This is a genomic window from Xenorhabdus sp. TH1 (assembly GCF_037260955.1).
In the GTDB taxonomy this organism is placed as follows: Bacteria; Pseudomonadota; Gammaproteobacteria; order Enterobacterales; family Enterobacteriaceae; genus Xenorhabdus; species Xenorhabdus griffiniae.
On the sequence record NZ_CP147734.1, the window covers coordinates 3,169,933 to 3,190,425 of the forward strand.

Annotated in this window: 16 protein-coding genes; 8 read left to right on the forward strand and 8 right to left on the reverse strand. The window is 43.5% G+C overall.

Features of this window, described 5'->3' with window-relative positions; translation table 11 throughout:
• Positions 1-24: 24 nt before the first annotated feature.
• From ileS to ispH, 4 genes are all read left to right on the forward strand, one after another.
• On the forward strand, positions 25-2,838 hold the full coding sequence (gene ileS / locus WDV74_RS13820; RefSeq protein ID WP_338883366.1) for an isoleucine--tRNA ligase: 2,814 nt from the start codon (positions 25-27) through the stop codon (positions 2,836-2,838).
• Positions 2,838-3,350, forward strand: a complete 513-nt coding sequence (lspA, locus tag WDV74_RS13825) for a signal peptidase II (RefSeq protein ID WP_338803733.1) — start codon at positions 2,838-2,840, stop codon at positions 3,348-3,350. Before ileS ends, lspA begins: the two co-directional genes overlap by 1 nt.
• Positions 3,351-3,465: 115 nt before the next feature.
• Positions 3,466-3,936, forward strand: coding sequence for an FKBP-type peptidyl-prolyl cis-trans isomerase (gene fkpB, locus WDV74_RS13830; protein ID WP_273558062.1), 471 nt, complete (start codon positions 3,466-3,468; stop codon positions 3,934-3,936).
• Positions 3,917-4,870 (forward strand): 4-hydroxy-3-methylbut-2-enyl diphosphate reductase, encoded by a 954-nt coding sequence (ispH, locus tag WDV74_RS13835; RefSeq protein WP_338883367.1) that lies wholly within the window; start codon positions 3,917-3,919, stop codon positions 4,868-4,870. Before fkpB ends, ispH begins: the two co-directional genes overlap by 20 nt.
• A gap of 145 nt (positions 4,871-5,015) precedes the next feature.
• Here ispH and WDV74_RS13840 read toward each other — a convergent pair whose 3' ends face one another.
• Complete coding sequence (locus tag WDV74_RS13840) at positions 5,016-5,657, reverse strand: alanyl-tRNA editing protein (protein ID WP_338883368.1); 642 nt, start codon at positions 5,655-5,657, stop codon at positions 5,016-5,018.
• Positions 5,658-5,750: 93 nt separating this feature from the next.
• Here WDV74_RS13840 and WDV74_RS13845 point away from each other — a divergent pair, with 93 nt between their 5' ends.
• From WDV74_RS13845 to carB, 4 genes are all read left to right on the forward strand, one after another.
• Positions 5,751-6,737, forward strand: a complete 987-nt coding sequence (locus tag WDV74_RS13845; protein ID WP_338883370.1) for a LysR family transcriptional regulator — start codon at positions 5,751-5,753, stop codon at positions 6,735-6,737.
• A gap of 138 nt (positions 6,738-6,875) precedes the next feature.
• A complete protein-coding gene (gene dapB / locus WDV74_RS13850; protein WP_338883372.1) occupies positions 6,876-7,697 on the forward strand; it encodes a 4-hydroxy-tetrahydrodipicolinate reductase in 822 nt (273 codons plus the stop codon).
• A 438-nt stretch (positions 7,698-8,135) separates the two neighbouring features.
• On the forward strand, positions 8,136-9,296 hold the full coding sequence (carA, locus tag WDV74_RS13855; protein WP_338883374.1) for a glutamine-hydrolyzing carbamoyl-phosphate synthase small subunit: 1,161 nt from the start codon (positions 8,136-8,138) through the stop codon (positions 9,294-9,296).
• 17 nt (positions 9,297-9,313) lie between these two features.
• Positions 9,314-12,538 carry a carbamoyl-phosphate synthase large subunit gene (carB, locus tag WDV74_RS13860; RefSeq protein ID WP_338883375.1) on the forward strand — a complete coding sequence of 1,075 codons (3,225 nt, stop codon included), beginning with the start codon at positions 9,314-9,316 and terminating at the stop codon, positions 12,536-12,538.
• 90 nt (positions 12,539-12,628) lie between these two features.
• On the opposite strand, the gene WDV74_RS13865 is transcribed toward carB, so the two are convergent.
• The 7 genes from WDV74_RS13865 to deoD form a co-directional block, all read right to left on the reverse strand.
• Positions 12,629-12,868, reverse strand: a complete 240-nt coding sequence (locus WDV74_RS13865) for a helix-turn-helix transcriptional regulator (RefSeq protein WP_338883376.1) — start codon at positions 12,866-12,868, stop codon at positions 12,629-12,631.
• Positions 12,869-12,922: 54 nt separating this feature from the next.
• Complete coding sequence (locus WDV74_RS13870) at positions 12,923-13,756, reverse strand: pilus assembly protein (RefSeq protein WP_338883377.1); 834 nt, start codon at positions 13,754-13,756, stop codon at positions 12,923-12,925.
• Between the two features lie 64 nt (positions 13,757-13,820).
• A complete protein-coding gene (locus WDV74_RS13875; protein ID WP_338883379.1) occupies positions 13,821-14,384 on the reverse strand; it encodes a fimbrial protein in 564 nt (187 codons plus the stop codon).
• 110 nt (positions 14,385-14,494) lie between these two features.
• Positions 14,495-15,253: a fimbria/pilus periplasmic chaperone gene (locus tag WDV74_RS13880; RefSeq protein ID WP_338883380.1), complete on the reverse strand. Its 759-nt coding sequence runs from the start codon at positions 15,251-15,253 to the stop codon at positions 14,495-14,497.
• Between the two features lie 130 nt (positions 15,254-15,383).
• On the reverse strand, positions 15,384-18,071 hold the full coding sequence (locus WDV74_RS13885; RefSeq protein ID WP_338885616.1) for an outer membrane usher protein: 2,688 nt from the start codon (positions 18,069-18,071) through the stop codon (positions 15,384-15,386).
• A gap of 434 nt (positions 18,072-18,505) precedes the next feature.
• Positions 18,506-19,045, reverse strand: a complete 540-nt coding sequence (locus WDV74_RS13890; protein WP_338883381.1) for a fimbrial protein — start codon at positions 19,043-19,045, stop codon at positions 18,506-18,508.
• Positions 19,046-19,768: 723 nt separating this feature from the next.
• Complete coding sequence (gene deoD / locus WDV74_RS13895) at positions 19,769-20,485, reverse strand: purine-nucleoside phosphorylase (protein ID WP_338883382.1); 717 nt, start codon at positions 20,483-20,485, stop codon at positions 19,769-19,771.
• Positions 20,486-20,493 lie beyond the last annotated feature (8 nt).

Sequence of the window (20,493 nt, forward strand, 5' to 3'; positions counted from 1 at the left end):
GAAAATTGGAACTGAGAATCTATAATGAGTGACTATAAAGACACCCTGAATTTACCGGAAACAGGGTTCCCTATGCGCGGGGATTTAGCAAAGCGCGAACCAGATATGTTAAAACGTTGGTACAAAGAAGGTTTGTACCAGGCAATTAGAAAAGCAAAATCTGGCAAGAAAACGTTTATTTTGCATGATGGCCCTCCATATGCAAACGGCGATATTCATATTGGTCACTCAGTTAATAAAATTCTCAAAGATATTGTTATTAAGTCCAAAGGGCTGTCAGGCTTCGACTCGCCTTATATTCCAGGTTGGGACTGCCACGGTTTGCCTATTGAGCTTAAGGTTGAGCAGATTATCGGCAAGCCTGGGGAAAAATTTTCCGCCGCTGAATTTCGTGCTGAGTGCCGTAAATATGCCATGACTCAGGTTGAAGCACAGAAAGCGGACTTCAAACGTCTGGGTGTTCTGGGTGATTGGGATAAACCTTACCTGACCATGGACTTCAAAACTGAAGCTGACATCATTCGTGCACTAGGCCGTATTATCAAGAATGGACACTTACTGAAAGGGGTAAAACCCGTTCACTGGTGTACTGACTGTGGTTCCTCCCTCGCCGAAGCGGAAGTGGAATACTACGATAAAACCTCCCCTTCCATCGACGTGCGCTTCACGGCTGTTGATGCTGATGCCGTGTACACCAAATTTGATGTACAACCCCAAGGTCTGCCTGTTTCTTTAATCATCTGGACCACCACCCCATGGACATTGCCAGCAAACCGTGCGATTGCCTTGGGTGCAGAAATCACCTACCAATTGGTCAAAATCAATGATGAATGCATCATTCTGGCGGCTGAGCTTGTCGAGAGCGTTATGCAGCGCGCGGGTATCACTGCATGGGAAGTTTTAAGCGATTGTACGGGTGAGGCTCTGGAACTGTTGCGCTTCAGTCATCCATTCATGAGCTACGATGTGCCTGCTATCCTCGGTGATCACGTCACGCTTGAAGCAGGTACAGGGGCAGTCCATACCGCGGGTGGTCACGGTCCAGATGATTACGCTATCAGCTTAAAATATGGTCTTGAAATCGCCAACCCGGTTGGGCCGAATGGCTGCTATCTCTCTGGCACTTATCCTTCTCTGGATGGACAATTTGTCTTTAAAGCTAACGACATCATCGTTGAATTGCTGAAAGAGAAAAGTGCATTACTGAGTCTGGCAAAAATCCAACACAGCTACCCGTGCTGCTGGCGCCACAAAAAACCCATTATCTTCCGTGCAACACCACAATGGTTTATCAGCATGGACAAAAATGGTTTGCGTGAACAATCGCTGAAAGAGATCAAAGATGTCCAGTGGATCCCAGGCTGGGGACAAGCACGTATCGAATCAATGGTAGAAAACCGTCCAGACTGGTGTATCTCTCGCCAGCGTACATGGGGCGTACCAATGTCTCTGTTCATTCATAAAGAGACACAAGAACCACATCCTCGTACCGTTGAATTGATCGAAGAAGTCGCCAAGCGTGTTGAAGTCGATGGCATTCAAGCCTGGTGGGATCTGGACACAGCAGACCTGCTGGGTGAAGAAGCCGCAGATTACACCAAAGCGCCAGATACACTGGATGTTTGGTTTGATTCAGGCAGTACCCACTCTTCGGTTGTGGATGCCCGTCCAGAATTCAACGGCAATTCAGCCGATCTGTATCTGGAAGGTTCCGACCAGCACCGTGGCTGGTTCATGTCTTCACTGATGCTGTCCACTGCGATCAAAGGCAAAGCCCCTTATCGCCAGGTTCTGACTCATGGTTTCACCGTTGATGAACAAGGGCGTAAAATGTCCAAATCCATCGGCAATACCGTCAGCCCGCAAGATGTGATGAACAAACTGGGGGCAGATATCCTGCGTTTATGGGTGGCAGCCACTGATTATACTGGTGAAATCGCTGTTTCTGACGAGATCTTGAAACGTTCGGCTGATGCTTACCGTCGTATCCGCAATACCGCCCGTTTCCTGCTGGCAAACCTGAATGGTTTCAACCCAGAAGAGCACATGGTAAAAGCGGAAGATATGGTGGTTCTGGATCGCTGGGCTGTCGGTCGTGCTCAGGCCGCACAAGCTGATATCCTTAAATACTATGAAGAGTATGATTTCCACTCTGTCGTTCAACGCTTGATGCAATTCTGTTCCGTGGAAATGGGTTCGTTCTATCTTGATATCATCAAAGATCGCCAGTATACCGCGAAAAGTGACGGCCTTGCTCGTCGTAGCTGCCAAACTGCCTTGTTCCATATTGCAGAAGCCTTGGTTCGCTGGATGGTGCCGATTCTGTCGTTTACTGCTGATGAAATTTGGCATGAATTGCCAGGCAAACGTACTCAATACGTCTTTACCGAAGAGTGGTATGACGGATTGTTTGGTCTGGCAGATGGCGAAGATATGAACGATACTTTCTGGGCTGATCTGCTAACGGTACGTAGCGAAGTGAACAAAGTTCTGGAACAGGCGCGTAATGACAAACATATCCGTAGTTCACTGGAAGCGGCTGTCACACTCTATGCCGATGCAGCACTGGCAGAAAAACTCAACAAACTGTCTGACGAACTGCGCTTTGTCCTGCTAACCTCCCAGGTTGAAGTTGCTGCTTATGCAGCCGCCGATGAGAATGCACAGCAAAGCGAAATTGCAGGCTTGAAAATCGCCTTGCGCAAAGCAGACGGAGAAAAATGTCCACGTTGCTGGCATTATGCTAAAAACGTGGGCCAGGTGGCGGAACATGCAGAACTTTGCGGCCGCTGTGTGACTAACGTTGCCGGTAACGGTGAAGAGCGTAAATTTGCCTGATGAGTAAACCCATTTGTTCCACCGGACTTCGCTGGCTTTGGCTGGTTGTTGTGGTATTAATACTGGATTTGGGAAGCAAGCATTTAGTATTGCAGCATTTTACGCTGTACGAATCCATGCCATTGATACCTTATTTCAATCTGACTTATGCCCAGAATTTAGGGGCAGCCTTTAGTTTTCTGGCCGATAAGGGCGGCTGGCAGCGTTGGTTCTTTGCATTGGTGGCCGTTGTCATTACGGTTGTACTGTTGGTAATGATGTATCGTTCCCATGCCAGGCAAAAACTGAGCAATATTGCCTACGCTTTAGTGATTGGTGGTGCTTTGGGAAATTTGTTCGATAGGCTGGTGCACGGCTTTGTTGTTGATTTTATCGACTTTTATGTCGGAGAATGGCACTGGCCTACCTTTAATATTGCTGATTCTGCAATTTGCATCGGGGCTGCTCTCATTATCATTGAGAGCTTTATCAGCCCTGATGGCAAGGACAAACAAGCAGTCTCGAAAACTTAGTCATTGAAAGAATGATAATAAACCATCCCCAGCTTAGTTAACCGGGGATGGTAACTTCGTCTATACCCAATAGCGGTATATTTGTAATCATTTTTAAGTAAAAGGCTTGAGCAACATGTCAATGCAGGTGCAAACGCACAGTGCAGTTTTATTACATTTCACCTTAAAGCTGGATGATGGCTCTACAGCGGACTCAACTTACAACCAAGGTAAACCCGCATTATTCCGCCTCGGTAATGGTAGTCTCTCAGCCCCACTGGAAGAGCAGCTTCTTGGTTTGAAAGTCGGTGATAAACATCAATTTACTCTGGCTGGAGAAACCATTTTTGGCAAACACAATCCTGATTTAATCCAATATTTCACTCCTCGTGATTTTTCCGATGCCGGTGTGCCAGAAGTGGGAACCATCATGTTATTTACCGCCATGAACGGCAGTGAAATGCCTGGATTTATCAAAGAAGTGGCTGAAGGTTCCATTACTGTTGATTTTAACCATCCACTGGCTGAACAAAACATCACTTTTGAGATTGAAGTGTTGGAAATTGACCCTCAGTTGGAGGAAACCCATGCAAATATTGCTGGCTAACCCTCGTGGTTTCTGTGCGGGTGTTGATCGTGCTATCAGCATCGTAGAGCGTGCACTGGAATTGTACGGTGCTCCCATCTATGTTCGCCATGAAGTGGTACATAACCGTTATGTGGTTGACAACCTGAGAAAGCGTGGCGCCATTTTTATTGAAGAAATTTCAGAAGTGCCTGATGGCGCTATTTTGATCTTCTCTGCCCATGGTGTTTCCCAAGCCATTCGTGCAGAAGCCCGCTCCCGTAATTTAACTATGCTGTTTGACGCGACCTGCCCGCTGGTCACCAAAGTTCATATGGAAGTCGCTAGGGCAAGTCGCAAAGGCAAAGAGGCGATTTTAATCGGGCATGCTGGTCATCCCGAAGTTGAAGGCACCATGGGGCAATACAATAATCCCAACGGTGGCATGTATCTGGTGGAATCACCGGAAGATGTATGGAAACTGCAAGTTAAGGATGAAAATAACCTCTGCTTTATGACCCAAACGACACTTTCTGTTGATGACACCTCAGAAGTGATTGATGCGCTTAATGCAAGGTTCCCCAGTATTGTCGGTCCACGCAAAGATGATATTTGCTATGCCACGACTAACCGTCAGGAAGCCGTGCGTGATTTGGCATTAGGGGCTGATGTCGTGCTGGTGGTTGGTTCTAAAAACTCATCAAATTCAAATCGCCTGGCCGAACTTGCACAGCGCGTAGGCAAGCCTGCCTATTTGATTGATTCTGCCGAGGATATCCAAGCAGAGTGGATCACAGGTGTGAGCGCAGTAGGTGTCACAGCGGGTGCATCGGCACCTGATATTTTGGTACAACAAGTGATTGAATGCCTGAAAAATTTCGGCGCAAAAACAGTTAACGAGCTACATGGCCGAGAGGAAAATATTGTTTTTGAAGTACCAAAAGAGTTACGGGTTGAAGTGAAAGAAGTTAATTAACTTCCGTTTTATTGAAACTCGGTTTTTCTAGATTGGAACGTATAATCGATTTATCTTGATACGATTTCCAATAAAAACTGAGTTTCAATGTTATCTTGAGAGCTATATCAAAAACACAAGAAGAAAATATTTATTATTTAGTGAATTACGATGGCAATATTACATCATATTGCACTGATAACTTACCTTTCTTCTCTTGTATAGCCTGTATCTGTAGCCCTTGAATTTGCCTTAATGACGATACATGTGTTCCACCACAAGGATAAGGTATAAATTCGCCAAAACCGACTTTCCTAAATCCATCATCATACATAGTTATTTGGCAAAGCAAGTTTTCATCAATAAATTGGTCACATTTTTCTTGGAGATTTTCAATTGAAAAGGTTTGTGCATGAGGTCCTGGCTTAAAGGTAACACTGCTTTCTCCAGGCCAGTGATGTGCCTTGATAGGATGCCAACCCAGAAGTTCGGCAATATGTCCGATAAGGTGTCCCGCAGAATGCAGCTGTGAATGTAATTGGCGACGTTTCTCATCAACACGGGCAAAGGCAATCCCTCTGTTTACTGGGCGGGTTGTGTAATGTACTATTCTATCGTTTTCTGACGCGACATAAATGACCTCTACATCATTAAGCCAGCCAATATCGCTGGGTTGACCGCCACCTTGAGGATGAAATGGAGTTGCTTTTAATTGGATCGCATACCGTTGATCGTCACAGAGTGAACAATCCAGAATTTCGACTTCACCTGCCAATATAGAGCTCGATAAATAAAGACGTTCAGACATAATCATATTCTCGGGTATCAAAACATTTCCCTTGATTGTATTAAATAGACCTAATTGTGATAATCCATCAAAAAATCAAATAACTTTTGACTTATGAGCATAAATAACACGATAAATTTAATGCGGGAGATGGCCATTTTCGCAAAAGTAGTTGAAACAGGTAGCTTCTCAGAAACAGCGCGTCAACTTGCAGCGACTCCTTCCGCCATCAGTCGCTCTGTAGCCAAACTGGAAAAAGCACTTGGAACTCGCCTCTTACAGAGAACAACACGCAAGCTACGTTTGAGTGAAAGTGGACAGGAAGTTTACAAGCGTTGCCTGGACATGATACATGCTGCCCAAGAAGTTATGGCTGTATCAGGAAATTTTAGCCATGAGCCACAAGGAATAATCCGAGTCAGTGTTCCTAAAGCGGTAGGGCGTTTCGTTGTTCATCCGCATATACCTGCTTTCCTTGCCCAGTATCCCAAAGTAGACGTGAACCTACGGCTTGATGATCGGTATGTGGATTTGATAGATGATCAGATTGATCTCGTTATACGAATTACTGATCAACCTTCTCCGGGCCTTATGGGGAGACGTTTATTGAACATTTGGCATATGTTATGCGCAACACCGGAATACCTTGCAAAACATGGCATCCCACAACACCCAAACGACCTGAAAAATCACAGCTGTATCTATCTTGGAGAAGAGCCAGGTGATTCGCGCTGGAAATTTAGTCAGGGAAGCAAAGTTGCTAACGTCAATATTCATGGGCGTTATGCTGCTAATCATACGGGAGTCAGGCTTGACGCAATATTACAACATATCGGTATCGGCAGCTTACCTTACTTTACTGCTAAGCATGCCTTACAACAGGGACAACTACTTCAAGTACTCCCTGATTGGAACTTTAAGACTAACTACACTGGAGAGCTCTGGATACTCTATCCACCAACACGACATTTACCACCAAAACTTAGTGTATTCATAGAATTTCTAGCTAAATGCCTCCGTGACGAAGCCAGCCCGGACAAAATAATGCTAAATATAGTTCAACCAATTATTACGAATTACCAGAAGCAGGAGAATAGATAAATTTTTTATAATTTCCAACCTGATCTCTGTTTTTCTTATGATCAGGCTATAAATCTGGCGCTGCCAGTCCTTGCCAGTTAAGCTGTAGAACAGTTTCCTTTGTCACCTCAATTAAAAACGATTTACAGAGAGGGCCTTATGGCTGATACAGATATTCGCGTTGCTATCGTGGGCGCTGGCGGACGCATGGGACGCAATCTTATTCAGGCCGTCCAGCTGTTGGATGGAGTTACACTGGGCGCAGCATTGGAGCGTTCCGGTTCTTCATTGGTGGGAACCGATGCGGGAGAGCTGGCAGGAATAGGTAAAAATAGTGTGATGATTAATGATGATCTGCATCAAGTCATTGAACACTTTGATGTCCTGGTCGATTTTACGCGTCCTGAAGGCACATTAGCCTACCTCTCCATTTGTCAACAGCATCACAAATCAATGGTCATCGGCACCACCGGTTTTGATGATGCCGGTAAGCTAGCGATTACGGAAGCCTCCCGTGAGATCCCTATTGTTTTTGCCGCAAATTTTAGTGTTGGCGTCAATTTGGTACTAAAACTGCTGGAAAAAGCTGCCTCAGTGATGGGTGAATATTCCGACATTGAGATTATCGAAGCCCACCATCGCCACAAAGTGGATGCACCATCAGGAACCGCACTGGCAATGGGAGAATCTATCGCCAATGCATTAGGCCGTGATCTCAAAACCAGCGCTGTTTATGCCCGCGAAGGCTATACCGGAGAACGCGATCCTAAAAGTATTGGATTTGCCACCATCCGGGCGGGCGATATTGTTGGGGAACATACAGTAATCTTTGCCGATATCGGTGAACGTGTAGAGATAAGCCACAAGGCTTCAAGCCGAATGACTTTTGCTAATGGCGCAATTAAGGCAGCAATGTGGTTAAAAGGAAAAAATAGTGGGCTTTATAATATGAAAGATGTACTCAATCTTGACAGTATTTAATATTTAAAAATTATAACTATATGTAATTACGTAACTATTTTTTAAATAGTTGCGTAATATTGATATAGATAAATTTTATTAAAAAAAACCAAAATTAATCACCATTTTTATAAGAATAGTTAGTCTTTTTGTGACCTTTTTCCTATAAACACGAAAAAAGCCCTATATTTTTTCTGTTCTTAAGTTTTCTCTCACCATAATCGTTTATCTGCTCCCACTTTCCTTATGTTTTTCAGCTACATTAACTTAAAACAAGAGTGAGAGTTGTAAAAAAGCCAATAAAAATGCCATTTTTTGTAGACAACCCCCACTCTCATCATTAGAATGCGCGCAATTTGCCAAAATTTTGACAAAAATCCATGATTGGCATTGATTTTAAGGATTAACTCTGAATTAATATGCATAGGATGCGACTAATTATTCATCTTGGAGGGCATTTTGATTAAGTCAGCTATATTGGTTCTGGAAGATGGAACCCAATTTCACGGTCGCGCAATTGGTGCAGAGGGTGTGGCTGTTGGGGAAGTGGTCTTCAATACTTCAATGACCGGATATCAAGAAATACTTACCGACCCTTCCTATTCCCGCCAAATTGTTACTCTTACTTATCCCCATATTGGTAATGTCGGCATCAATGCCGCTGATGAAGAATCCCCCGCCATTCAAGCCCAAGGCTTAGTTATTCGTGATTTACCCTTAGTGACCAGTAACTTCCGCAGTGAAGAAAACCTGTCTGATTACCTGAAACGTCATAATATCGTCGCCATCGCGGATATCGATACACGCAAACTGACCCGCCTGTTAAGAGAAAAAGGGGCACAAAATGGCTGTGTCATTGCCGGTAATGCGGCCGATGCCCAAATTGCACTGGAAAAAGCAAAAGCATTTCCGGGCTTGAAAGGCATGGATTTGGCAAAAGAAGTCACGACAGCACAATCTTACCAGTGGGTACAAGGAAGCTGGACATTAGCAGATGGGCTACCTGAAGCTCGCAAAGAACAAGAATTGCCTTACCACATTGTGGCCTATGATTTCGGGGTGAAGCGCAACATCCTGCGTATGCTGGTTGATCGCGGCTGCCGCGTTACCGTTGTACCGGCACAAACTCCCGCCGATGAAGTGCTGAAAATGGCACCAGATGGCATTTTTCTGTCCAATGGACCTGGTGATCCAGAACCGTGTGACTATGCTATCGAAGCGATTAAAACCTTCCTGGAGACCGAAATTCCTGTATTCGGCATCTGCTTAGGGCACCAGTTGCTGGCGCTGGCCAGTGGTGCAAAAACCATAAAAATGAAGTTTGGTCACCATGGTGGCAACCATCCTGTCAAAGATCTGGATCGCAATGTTGTCATGATCACGGCACAGAACCACGGTTTTGCTGTTGATGAAAGCTCACTGCCAGCCAATTTACGTGTAACACATAAATCACTCTTTGATGGCACCCTGCAAGGCATTCATCGTACCGACAAACCAGCATTCAGTTTTCAGGGGCACCCTGAAGCCAGCCCTGGTCCACATGAAGCTGCTTCACTGTTCGATCATTTTATCGAATTAATTGAGCAATATCGCCAGACAAACGTTCAGAGCACTAAATAATCAGGAGAAGAAGAAAAATGGCAAAACGTACTGATATTAAAAGTATCCTGATCTTAGGTGCTGGCCCTATTGTTATCGGCCAGGCTTGTGAATTTGACTACTCTGGTGCGCAGGCTTGTAAAGCACTGCGGGAAGAAGGTTATCGTGTCATTCTGGTAAACTCGAACCCAGCAACGATAATGACCGACCCAGAGATGGCTGATGCAACTTATATCGAGCCGATCCATTGGGAAGTGGTACGCAAAATCATTGAAAAAGAACGCCCAGATGCCATCCTGCCAACAATGGGTGGGCAAACGGCACTAAACTGTGCATTGGAGCTGGAGCGCCAAGGTGTCCTGGCAGAATTTGGCGTCACCATGATTGGTGCAACCGCTGATGCCATTGATAAAGCAGAAGATCGCCAGCGCTTTGACAAGGCGATGAAGAAAATTGGCCTGGATACCGCGCGTTCTGGCATTGCGCACACGATGGAAGAAGCGCTGGCAGTAGCCGAAGATGTGGGTTTCCCTTGCATTATTCGCCCCTCTTTTACCATGGGCGGAACCGGCGGTGGTATCGCTTACAACCGTGAAGAGTTCGAAGAAATCTGCGAACGCGGCTTAGACCTCTCTCCAACCAATGAATTGCTGATCGATGAATCTTTGATTGGCTGGAAAGAGTATGAGATGGAAGTGGTGCGGGATAAAAACGATAACTGTATTATCGTCTGCTCCATTGAAAACTTCGATCCAATGGGTATCCATACTGGTGACTCCATCACCGTAGCGCCAGCACAGACACTGACCGATAAAGAATACCAAATCATGCGTAACGCTTCGATGGCGGTATTGCGTGAAATCGGCGTAGAAACCGGTGGTTCCAACGTTCAGTTCGCAGTGAACCCGAAAAATGGCCGCCTGATCGTCATTGAAATGAACCCACGTGTCTCCCGTTCCTCGGCACTGGCGTCTAAGGCAACAGGTTTCCCCATCGCCAAAATCGCCGCAAAACTGGCAGTCGGTTATACCCTTGATGAATTGATGAACGACATCACGGGCGGACGCACCCCTGCGTCTTTCGAGCCTTCCATCGATTATGTTGTGACGAAAATTCCTCGCTTCAACTTTGAGAAATTTGCCGGCAGTAATGACCGCCTAACCACCCAGATGAAATCTGTTGGTGAAGTGATGGCGATTGGCCGTACTTTCCAAGAGTCCATGCAGAAAGCCCTGCGCGGTCTGGAAGTCGGTGCGACCGGATTTGATCCTAAAGTCAATCTGGATGATCCACAATCCCTGACCAAAATTCGTAGTGAATTGAAAGATGCCGGCGCCGAGCGTATTTGGTATATCGCTGATGCTTTCCGCGCTGGCATGTCTGTTGATGGGCTTTTCAACTTGACCAATATCGACCGCTGGTTCCTGGTGCAAATTGAAGAATTGATCCGTCTGGAAGAACAAATTGCCGAACAAGGTGTTAACAGCCTGACCCCTGATTTCTTGCGTCATCTGAAACGTAAAGGCTTTGCTGATGAGCGTCTGGCGAAACTGGTAGGTGTCTCTGGTAAAGAGATCCGTAAGCTACGCCATGACTACAACTTATATCCAGTTTATAAGCGAGTTGACACCTGTGCGGCAGAATTTTCTACCGATACTGCATACATGTACTCCACATACGAAGACGAATGTGAAGCCAATCCGAACAATGATAAACCGAAAATCATGGTATTGGGTGGAGGTCCTAACCGCATCGGGCAAGGCATCGAGTTCGATTACTGCTGCGTACATGCTGCACTGGCTCTGCGTGAAGACGGTTTTGAAACCATCATGGTGAACTGTAACCCAGAAACGGTTTCTACTGATTACGACACGTCCGATCGTCTTTACTTTGAACCCGTCACACTGGAAGACGTGTTAGAAATTGTGCGTGTTGAACAACCAAAAGGCGTTATTGTTCAATATGGCGGCCAGACACCACTGAAACTGGCTCGTGAACTGGAAGCTGCCGGTGTCCCTATTATCGGCACCAGCCCTGATGCGATTGATCGTGCAGAAGATCGTGAACGTTTCCAGCAAGCGGTTAATCGCCTTGGCCTGAAACAACCAGCCAATGCCACAGTGTCCACTATCGAGCAAGCGGTTGAAAAAGGTAACGAGATTGGTTACCCGCTGGTCGTTCGTCCATCTTATGTACTGGGTGGACGTGCAATGGAAATCGTGTACGATGAGTTGGATTTACGTCGTTACTTCCAGACTGCGGTTAGTGTATCCAATGATGCCCCCGTCCTGCTGGATCGATTCCTTGATGATGCTGTTGAAGTCGATGTGGATGCTATCTGTGACGGTGAACGTGTCCTGATTGGCGGCATCATGGAACATATCGAGCAAGCAGGTGTTCACTCCGGTGACTCCGCCTGTTCTTTGCCGGCTTATACCTTGAGCAAAGAAATTCAGGATGTGATGCGCCAGCAAGTTGAAAAATTGGCCTTTGAACTGCGTGTCCGCGGTCTGATGAACGTCCAATTTGCAGTGAAAGACAATGAAGTCTACCTGATTGAAGTGAACCCACGCGCAGCGCGTACCGTACCATTTGTTTCCAAAGCAACAGGTATGCCACTGGCAAAAATAGCGGCACGTGTGATGGCCGGCCAGTCTCTGCTTGAGCAAGGGACAATTGAAGAGATTATTCCACCTTACTACTCCGTGAAAGAAGTCGTACTGCCATTCAATAAATTCCCAGGCGTTGATCCCATTCTGGGACCAGAAATGCGTTCTACCGGTGAAGTAATGGGGGTTGGCCGTACTTTTGCTGAAGCATTTTCGAAAGCAATGTTGGGCAGTAATTCCATCATGCGTAAGAAAGGCCGAGCATTACTTTCTGTGCGCGAAGGTGATAAAGAGCGCGTTGTTGATTTAGCGGCTAAATTACTTAAACACGGCTTTGAACTGGATGCGACACACGGTACAGCGATTGTCTTGGGTGAAGCGGGGATCAACCCACGTTTGGTGAATAAAGTTCATGAAGGGCGCCCGCATATTCAGGACAGAATTAAAAACGGTGAATATGACTATATCGTTAATACCACCGCAGGTCGCCAAGCTATTGAAGATTCAAAACTGCTGCGTCGCAGCGCACTACAATATAAAGTGCACTATGACACAACCTTGAATGGTGGCTTTGCAACCACTATGGCTCTTAGCGCTGATCCTACTGAGCAGGTTATTTCTGTACAGGAAATGCATGCCAAGATTACTCAATAAAATAACCCTACCACAGTAAAGATACCGCCATTTTTGGCGGTAAAAAACAAAGCCATTCCTGAATTGGAATGGCTGATACTGATTTTGCTATTATAAACCCAATATTGTTTCCGCTACACAATCATATTGATTGTTCATATGAATCTTAGGGGGAGCAAAACAATCTTCCAAAAACCAGTCAGCGGGAGTTTCCAAGGCAATAGAAATATCAACCAAATGCTCTAGACTGATTTTATTGGTTCCTCGCTCATAACGTGACAATTGCTGATGGCTAACTCCAATTTTGTCTGCCAGCTCTGCTGCTGTCACTCCAATTTCTTTTCTTTTCATTTGGATTCTTTTTCCTACCAGCATACTGACTTGCATAATATTTTTACTCTCAATTTATAAATAAGTTAAATAAACTATTGCGGTACCTTCATATTTTCCGGCTTTCGGTGGCGTTAATGTGTGTAACACTGATGTCAGTTTGAAATTCTTGCCAATATTCTTCCCATCAGTAGTGACTCTCACCCCATCTGCCGCATTCTTGTAATTAATCTGCAACGTCGAATATATTTGCTTATCGGAATCAAGATAAACTTTTGCTTCATTATTGGTTGATCTGGCATGCAACATAATTCCGTCGCTACCAACAGCACATGTAAATGTTCCCTCAATTGTGCGGGTGGCATTATTCACTTCTGCTGCGGTTAATTCCCCATAAGCAATTTCAGAAGGTAATTCAATTTTACAAACTTGGTTCGGAGGAGGCATTTTGTTGCAAGTGGAATTGGGAAATTGTTGAGCACTACCATATGCCTTCTCTATATTATCGGTATAAAATAAACCGATACAATCCGCCTCTGTGGTCATGATAGTAAATGTAACCTGTTTAGGAATGCCAAATTTACGTTTATAAGCTCGCATAACATCAGCGGTTGTCCGGTATTGACCTGCATTCAAACATACCCTTGCCTCTTTACATGCGCCGTACATTCCTGGCTGCCCCCTCCAATACTGGACATCCGGGCCAACATAGCATTCGTGACGCCCATAACAAGGATTCGGTATCCCTTCTTCCTCTGTCCATGCAATAATTTCCATGATTGTGGTAGCCTGGTTACCAGAGCGAAACGTATCCACCGGCATAACATAAGCCCCACCATAACCACGGGTGGCACTAATCAAAAAAAGCAGGGCTGCTAACTTCAGCAACGATTTTTTAATATGGCGCATAACTTATTTTCCAATAACATCAGACTCTGACGAAAAATCGTGAATGAAAAACCAGTCAGCATGACTAGTCGTAATTAACTTCAAAAGTTGCGGTTGAAGTAAATGAACCAAAACCAATCTTTTTCTCTTGAATAGCACGGGGAGCTGCTTGTACATAAGCTCGGAATGGAATCACATTTTCTTTGCTATTGGCTAATAATGGAAATTCACTGGTTTTATTAAACGGCACAGGTGTACCATCAATTTTTTCCATACCAATGGCAACACCGTGAATGGGGCCATTAGATTTCATTGACAAAAACCCCGGTAACTCTTCGCTTGTCTCACCCAAGAACTTAATTTTTAGGCGCTTTATCGTCTGAGGATCACAATCCTCTAAATACAGATAAAATATCTCGCCTTCTGTACGATGTTTCAGATAAAGCTCGCTGTTAAGAATGTTTCCAAAATTCACATTTATATCTTGATCTTTTGTCTTAATCGAACAAGTTGGAGAAAGTACAGTTAGCGTAATTCTGACATCCTGACGCAGACTATTTCGTGCATGTGCACTTTGTTGGCTACCAATGCCGAAAAGAAATAGCATCGGTAACACATATCTGGATAATCTGATGCTTAACGGATTCATTATTATTTGCCCCACATTTATCCAATCACTTACCGAAAAAACTCAGCATATTTCAGCTAATTCTGTGTTGATGCCCCATCAATTGATGGAACATCATCGGTACAACTCAATCAGCTTTCATTAGTCACAACTTTTGTCAATGCGCAGGTATTGCCACTACAACTGAATGTTAACTGTGGACGTCCACCATAATCATTGACATAAGTCAGTACTGGCGTATTCCCTAATGAGTTTGCGGTTCCTCCAAGTTTTTCACTGCTTCTGGGTGCTAACATTAGGGGCTTAAATGCCTCTACACTTTCACCGTTTACCTTATTCGATGCTTCTGAAATAGTGACATAATAAGGTGTTGGGTTATTCACCACATATTGATTGCCTTCGCGGGTTAAGGTGAGTTTTTCCTGCCAGGGATTATCAAGATCAATACGCCGTGCAATCACAGCTTCCGGACGGTAGAACAGCTTGACACGTGTTTGCAAAGCGATTTGCAGCACATTCGATTTTTCACTACGTGGTGGAATTTCACGTATGTTGAAATAGAACAGACTTTCCCGATCTTGTGGCAATTGGGTTATCGTCGGAAGTGTTTGAATTTTGACTTGGCTCTTTGCTCCAGCTTCAACACGTTGTACTGGAGGAACAACCACAATCGGGCCATTGATCTTATTTCCCTTATCATCTTCAATCCATGCCTGTGCCAAATAAGGCAAATCAAGATGCTGATTTTCAATGTTCAAGCTGACAGATTTTGTATTGCCATTAAAAATCACGCGAGTACGATCTAACGCTATCGCTGCCGTTGCCTGATGAATTGGCATCAAGCAACTTACCGTCATAGCGGTTATCATTAGAATATTTTTCAGTTTCATAGTGTCATTTGCTCAAACTCAAAAGAGACTCATGTTTATATTTTCTGCACTAGCTAATCGCCATACTTTTCAAATCGAATAAACATAATACTCTATTAAATAACGATTTTTATGATCATTTCATTACAATTTACTTATCATCGCCTGCTAAAAACTGGCAAGGTAGCAAAAGTGAAGTTAAAGTCTCTGACGTCATTTCATCTGGGACTGTAATCTCGCACTGAGCTCGTCCATTCCAATGTACTTGCAGTTTTTCACCCTGATTTATTCCGCCCAGATAAGCATATCCATCATCACTGACAATCCCAATTTCACGCTGGCCGGAATTTAAAACAGAAGCACCAAAAGGTGGAAATGAATTGTCAGGTAATTGAATGATTGTCATTGCCTTACTTCCTGATATTACTTGGAATTTACGATAACCAATGGCGCCTTCCGTTAATGTTGCCTGCTGAACAGAACGCAGTGCTTCTACATCATCAGGTAAATTATCTAAGTCAATATTTGCCCTGTTGCGATAGTAGTTATTCACATCGGCCAGCACGGCTTTACCAAAGTAGTTGGTATGTACCGCTGAACCAAATCCTCGGATGGGCACGTTACTAACGCCTTCTGTATCTACCAACAAGCGAGTCGCACCAGGCATATTGATACGGTGCAGTGCAGCTCCTTTTGCTGTGACCGTAATCCCACCTTGTAGGCCAAGTGCTGCCGTAGTATTACCGCCATCCTGATAACTTGCACTGGCAGTGAGTAACGCCTTGTCACCATAATGGTTGTAATAGCCATCAGCTGACGCTTTACCGCCGATCCTCGTCCCCACCGAAATACGGTAATTATTACGATCATCAATACGATCAAAATAGCCCACTGTATGCGCATTACCCTGACGGTTAAGCAACCCGTTATAGCTGACAGTCCCACTTTCTCCCCACGGAATGGAAAGATTCAGATACATGCCATCATCTTTTTTATTGTCAAAATTGTTACGATAAGCTGACAAATTGACGCTAACATTTTTATAACGCCCAATATCAAAATACTTGGATAAGGAAATGTTATAGCGATCGTTTGTTGGACGATTCCAGTAAGTTTGATGGCTGTAAGTAAGATGAGTACTTAGCTTGATATCTGTAAATTGTTTGTTGAAGGTAATGGTATACATCTCTTTGCCACTATTGGAAGAAACGTTGCGATAGCGGCGATCGATATACTGCCCCATATTCATGAAATTGCGCTCAGAGAAGCGATATCCGGCAAACGTCACTTGACTGTTATATTGATCAAAACGTTTCGAATAACTGAGACGATAAGATCCACCTGTGAGGGTTTTGTTTTCTCCCGGTAATCTTGCCCTCGATTCCGTCATATCAAGCGACAATGCGCCAAACATCATCAAGTCGCGACCGATCCCCAATGACAAGGCGTTATAATCTCCCGCGGCTAAGAGACCGCCATACAGCGACCAGCCATTGTTAATTCCCCACGAGAATTCACCCAAGCCAAACGCTGGCCCTTCACGGCGGTGCTTATCATTAGTAGATTGGCCACCAACGAATTTGTACTGTACTCGTCCCGGACGTGTCAGATAAGGAATAGTTGCAGTATTCACCTGAAACTCTTGAACACCACCGTCTTGCTCTTCGACTCTAACATCCAGTGTTCCTACCACCGCATCACTAAGATCCTGAATACGGAATGGGCCAGAAGCGACCTGGGTTTCATACAGCACCCTCCCTTGTTGCCTGACCGTTACCTTGGCATTAGTCCGTGCTACACCTGTAACTTCAGGCGCATATCCACGTAAATTGGGTGGCAACATATTTTCATCAGTCACCAAACTGACACCCGTATAGCGGAAGCTATCGAAAATACTGGAATTGAGGTAATCCTCACCCAATGTCAGTTTCGCTTCGAGACGAGGGATCGCACGATACACATAGTAACGGCTCCAATCCCAATCACGTTCTCTTCTCCCTGAATCATTCCATTTATCACCATCCTGATTTTTGAAACGGTTATATCTGGCCTGCCAATCAGCCCGAAAACGCCATTCCCCTACGTTCATACCCGCTGTTCCGATAGCACTTATCTGTTGGTTACTACTGCCGTGAGTAGGTTTAGAGGTTTGTGCGTTAACGTTATAATCAAACAGCAATCCAGATATCCCATTGTCCCAGCGAGCAGGGGGATCCCAGTCTGGTAAGTCATATTCCAGATAAATTTTAGGTATGATTAAATAAAGCGTATAAGTAGCGAGATCACCTCTGGCTGACATACCAGGCAACGTATTGAGATCAAGGCATTTACCTTCATTTTGCCAACCTAATTTTTCTTCCCATTTTTGTTTCAATGCAATCTGTTTCACCAATTCAGGAGAAATACAGGCCTCACTACCTGTTGGCTCATCAGGTGGTGCAATAAAATCGATAGCATAGGTATCCGGGAGTTCATTTTGATTCATCCGGACACTCATCATGTAGTTACCTGGCATGATGTAACCTGCACGAGCAAATTTGTCCAAATCAATATTGGCACGTTCATTGACATCCAGTGCACCAATATTGAATTCAATTGATGGCCTGGAATGCGTGACCTGAATGCCAGACAATGCGAACAATACAAGGGCAAAAAGAGGATTAATTCCGAATAGTAAGTGATCTATTTTTATTTTATTAGCTATTCTTTTTTGATTAATCACATTTTTTTTATTAAAAATGTTTTTTCTATTATCAGATAAAAAATCGTGATTCATAGAATTTGAAAACAAAGCCATAGCATCCTCTGAACAATGAATCGTTAATAATCCAGTTTGAATTCAGGCGCTGCCTGACGCGAGCAAGTCTGTAAGCGCACAGGGGTTCTTACCTCATACATGGCGTCATTAAAGTTCATCGATCTAAATTGAGGATCCTGACCGATACTGAGGTTGCAGAGATAGCCACATGTCCTACCTAGCCGTAATATGTTACGTTCTCTGTTTGTGCTTCATTGTTTAAATAAATAAAAAAGGGTATTTCAATTTACCTCTAGAGGGATCATTTTGTTAATGACACAATCTGCTTATTCATTCACTAATAATATTGACTTACATCAATAAAAAAGATCTTGTTGCAGAATAATATAGTCATACTTTACTTACACATTATATCCCAGAAATACCCTAAATATATTATCAGGAAAGTCAGTGCAAACAATTAAAGTGAATTTCCTGATATTCAAGCAAGAAAAATTATCAGATAACCTGCAATATTATAGGTAGTTTAAAGTAAAGTTTGCGATAGCAGTGAAATCACCTGGTTTTACAACTACAGAATTTTTACCGTCTTCTCCTACAGCTGTCAGGCCTTTCAGATGTGCTGCGAAATTCAGATCGTTGTTACCTTCATGCAGAGACATTGCGCCTGACTCTGTACCCAAAGGAATAATCTCATTGCCATGGTTAGTGATAGCGATTGCCGCACCTTGTGCTGTACCTTCGATAGCTAACAAACCTTTCTCACTCGCTTCTGGGCCAGTAAAGGTGGTTTTTACGCCATTTTTAGTATCAGCAGTACAACCTTCTAATTCAATTTTGAAAGGCTTAGAAGCTGAACGGCCACCATCTTTCAGAGAAGTACTGGAAACAGCACCCATATCAACTTCAACATTAGTGTTTTTGATTGAGCAAGGTGCATCGATGATAGAACCTGTGAATTTAACTGTACCACTACCTTGGTTAGCAGCACTTGCAGCACCAGCAGTTAAAGCCACACCAAAACCTAAAACCATCGCTAATTTGTTCAGTTTCATAATTTAACTTATTCCTTTAAACGTAAAGTAGATATTAATAACCAAAGGGAAGCTGAAGCACAGAAATTAATTTCTGACACTTAAGCATATGATTATTTAGTTTTTTGACATAAATCATAACCAGTCAAAATAAACCAAACCGGCAATATCATTCTACATAATAAACCTTAAGTCAAATTTCAGCCGATAAAACTACTTATGCTCTTTAACATCATATTAAATATGAATTTTTGCAAAAAAGTACGCATAATGAGTAGTATATTTTACTAATTATTTTCCAATTTTGGATTATTCCCCTAAGTTGTATCGAGCAATGTTTAGTAATTTAGCATCTTAATTGGTGTTGTTTTATTGTTCTATTTTATTTCCCAGAAAGGGATAATAAATTTATTATTCTGGTATAAGCATAAAGTTCAGTTTTTATTATTGTTATTATTGATAAATTCCCTATAAAAATAGGTTTTTTATCTAAATAGCATAATTATCAAGCTAATTGTTAATTAAGAATATTACTTAAAAAATCTTTCAGGATTATATTAGGTTTATTGTTTTTATTCATTTTCTAACGAAATTAAAAATAGGAATATCCATTAAATAAACGACTAAAGCCTATTCTTAATAATAGGCATAAAATTGGTGTATAATTTAGAAACAAAAAACCCTTTCCAATAACAGAAAGGGTTTATGATTTTTTAATAAGACACTAAAACTATTTACTCTTTTTTAATTGTCACCCAGCAAAACGGATTCAAGTGCTATCTCTATCATGTCATTAAATGTATTTTGACGCTCTTCAGCAGTGGTTTGTTCACCAGTACGGATATGGTCAGACACAGTACAAATCGTCAACGCTTTTGCCCCAAATTCAGCAGCCACACCATAAATACCCGCGGCTTCCATTTCAACACCCAGAATGCCGTACTTTTCCATGACGTCGAACATTTGCGGATCTGGCGAATAAAACAGATCCACAGAGAAAATGTTACCAACACGCACATTGACATCTTTTGCCTTCGCCGCATCCACGGCATTACGCACCAGATCAAAATCAGCAATGGCAGCGAAATCGTGATCTTTAAAACGCATACGGTTTACTTTGGAATCGGTACATGCCCCCATACCGATAACTACATCGCGGAGTTTAACGTCTTTGCTGACGGCGCCACAGGAACCGATACGAATGATTTTTTTAACGCCAAATTCAGTGATCAACTCTTTGGCATAGATAGAGCAAGATGGGATACCCATTCCATGGCCCATAACAGAGATGCGGCGACCTTTGTAAGTACCAGTGAAACCCAGCATACCGCGAACATTGTTAACCTGGCGAGCGTCTTCCAAGAAAGTTTCCGCAATGTATTTTGCACGCAGTGGGTCACCAGGCATCAAAACAACATCAGCAAAATCGCCCATTTCAGCATTAATATGTGGGGTGGCCATAAATTTAT

Excerpts from the sequence above, each read along its gene's own strand:
- ileS (WP_338883366.1), top strand. The coding sequence starts at position 25 with ATGAGTGACTATAAAGACACCCTGAATTTACCGGAAACAGGGTTCCCT.
- lspA (WP_338803733.1), top strand. The coding sequence starts at position 2,838 with ATGAGTAAACCCATTTGTTCCACCGGACTTCGCTGGCTTTGGCTGGTT.
- fkpB (WP_273558062.1), top strand. The coding sequence starts at position 3,466 with ATGTCAATGCAGGTGCAAACGCACAGTGCAGTTTTATTACATTTCACC.
- ispH (WP_338883367.1), top strand. The coding sequence starts at position 3,917 with ATGCAAATATTGCTGGCTAACCCTCGTGGTTTCTGTGCGGGTGTTGAT.
- WDV74_RS13840 (WP_338883368.1), bottom strand. The coding sequence starts at position 5,657 with ATGTCTGAACGTCTTTATTTATCGAGCTCTATATTGGCAGGTGAAGTC.
- WDV74_RS13845 (WP_338883370.1), top strand. The coding sequence starts at position 5,751 with ATGAGCATAAATAACACGATAAATTTAATGCGGGAGATGGCCATTTTC.
- dapB (WP_338883372.1), top strand. The coding sequence starts at position 6,876 with ATGGCTGATACAGATATTCGCGTTGCTATCGTGGGCGCTGGCGGACGC.
- carB (WP_338883375.1), top strand. The coding sequence starts at position 9,314 with ATGGCAAAACGTACTGATATTAAAAGTATCCTGATCTTAGGTGCTGGC.
- WDV74_RS13865 (WP_338883376.1), bottom strand. The coding sequence starts at position 12,868 with ATGAAAAGAAAAGAAATTGGAGTGACAGCAGCAGAGCTGGCAGACAAA.
- WDV74_RS13870 (WP_338883377.1), bottom strand. The coding sequence starts at position 13,756 with ATGCGCCATATTAAAAAATCGTTGCTGAAGTTAGCAGCCCTGCTTTTT.
- WDV74_RS13875 (WP_338883379.1), bottom strand. The coding sequence starts at position 14,384 with ATGAATCCGTTAAGCATCAGATTATCCAGATATGTGTTACCGATGCTA.
- WDV74_RS13880 (WP_338883380.1), bottom strand. The coding sequence starts at position 15,253 with ATGAAACTGAAAAATATTCTAATGATAACCGCTATGACGGTAAGTTGC.
- WDV74_RS13890 (WP_338883381.1), bottom strand. The coding sequence starts at position 19,045 with ATGAAACTGAACAAATTAGCGATGGTTTTAGGTTTTGGTGTGGCTTTA.
- deoD (WP_338883382.1), bottom strand. The coding sequence starts at position 20,485 with ATGGCCACCCCACATATTAATGCTGAAATGGGCGATTTTGCTGATGTT.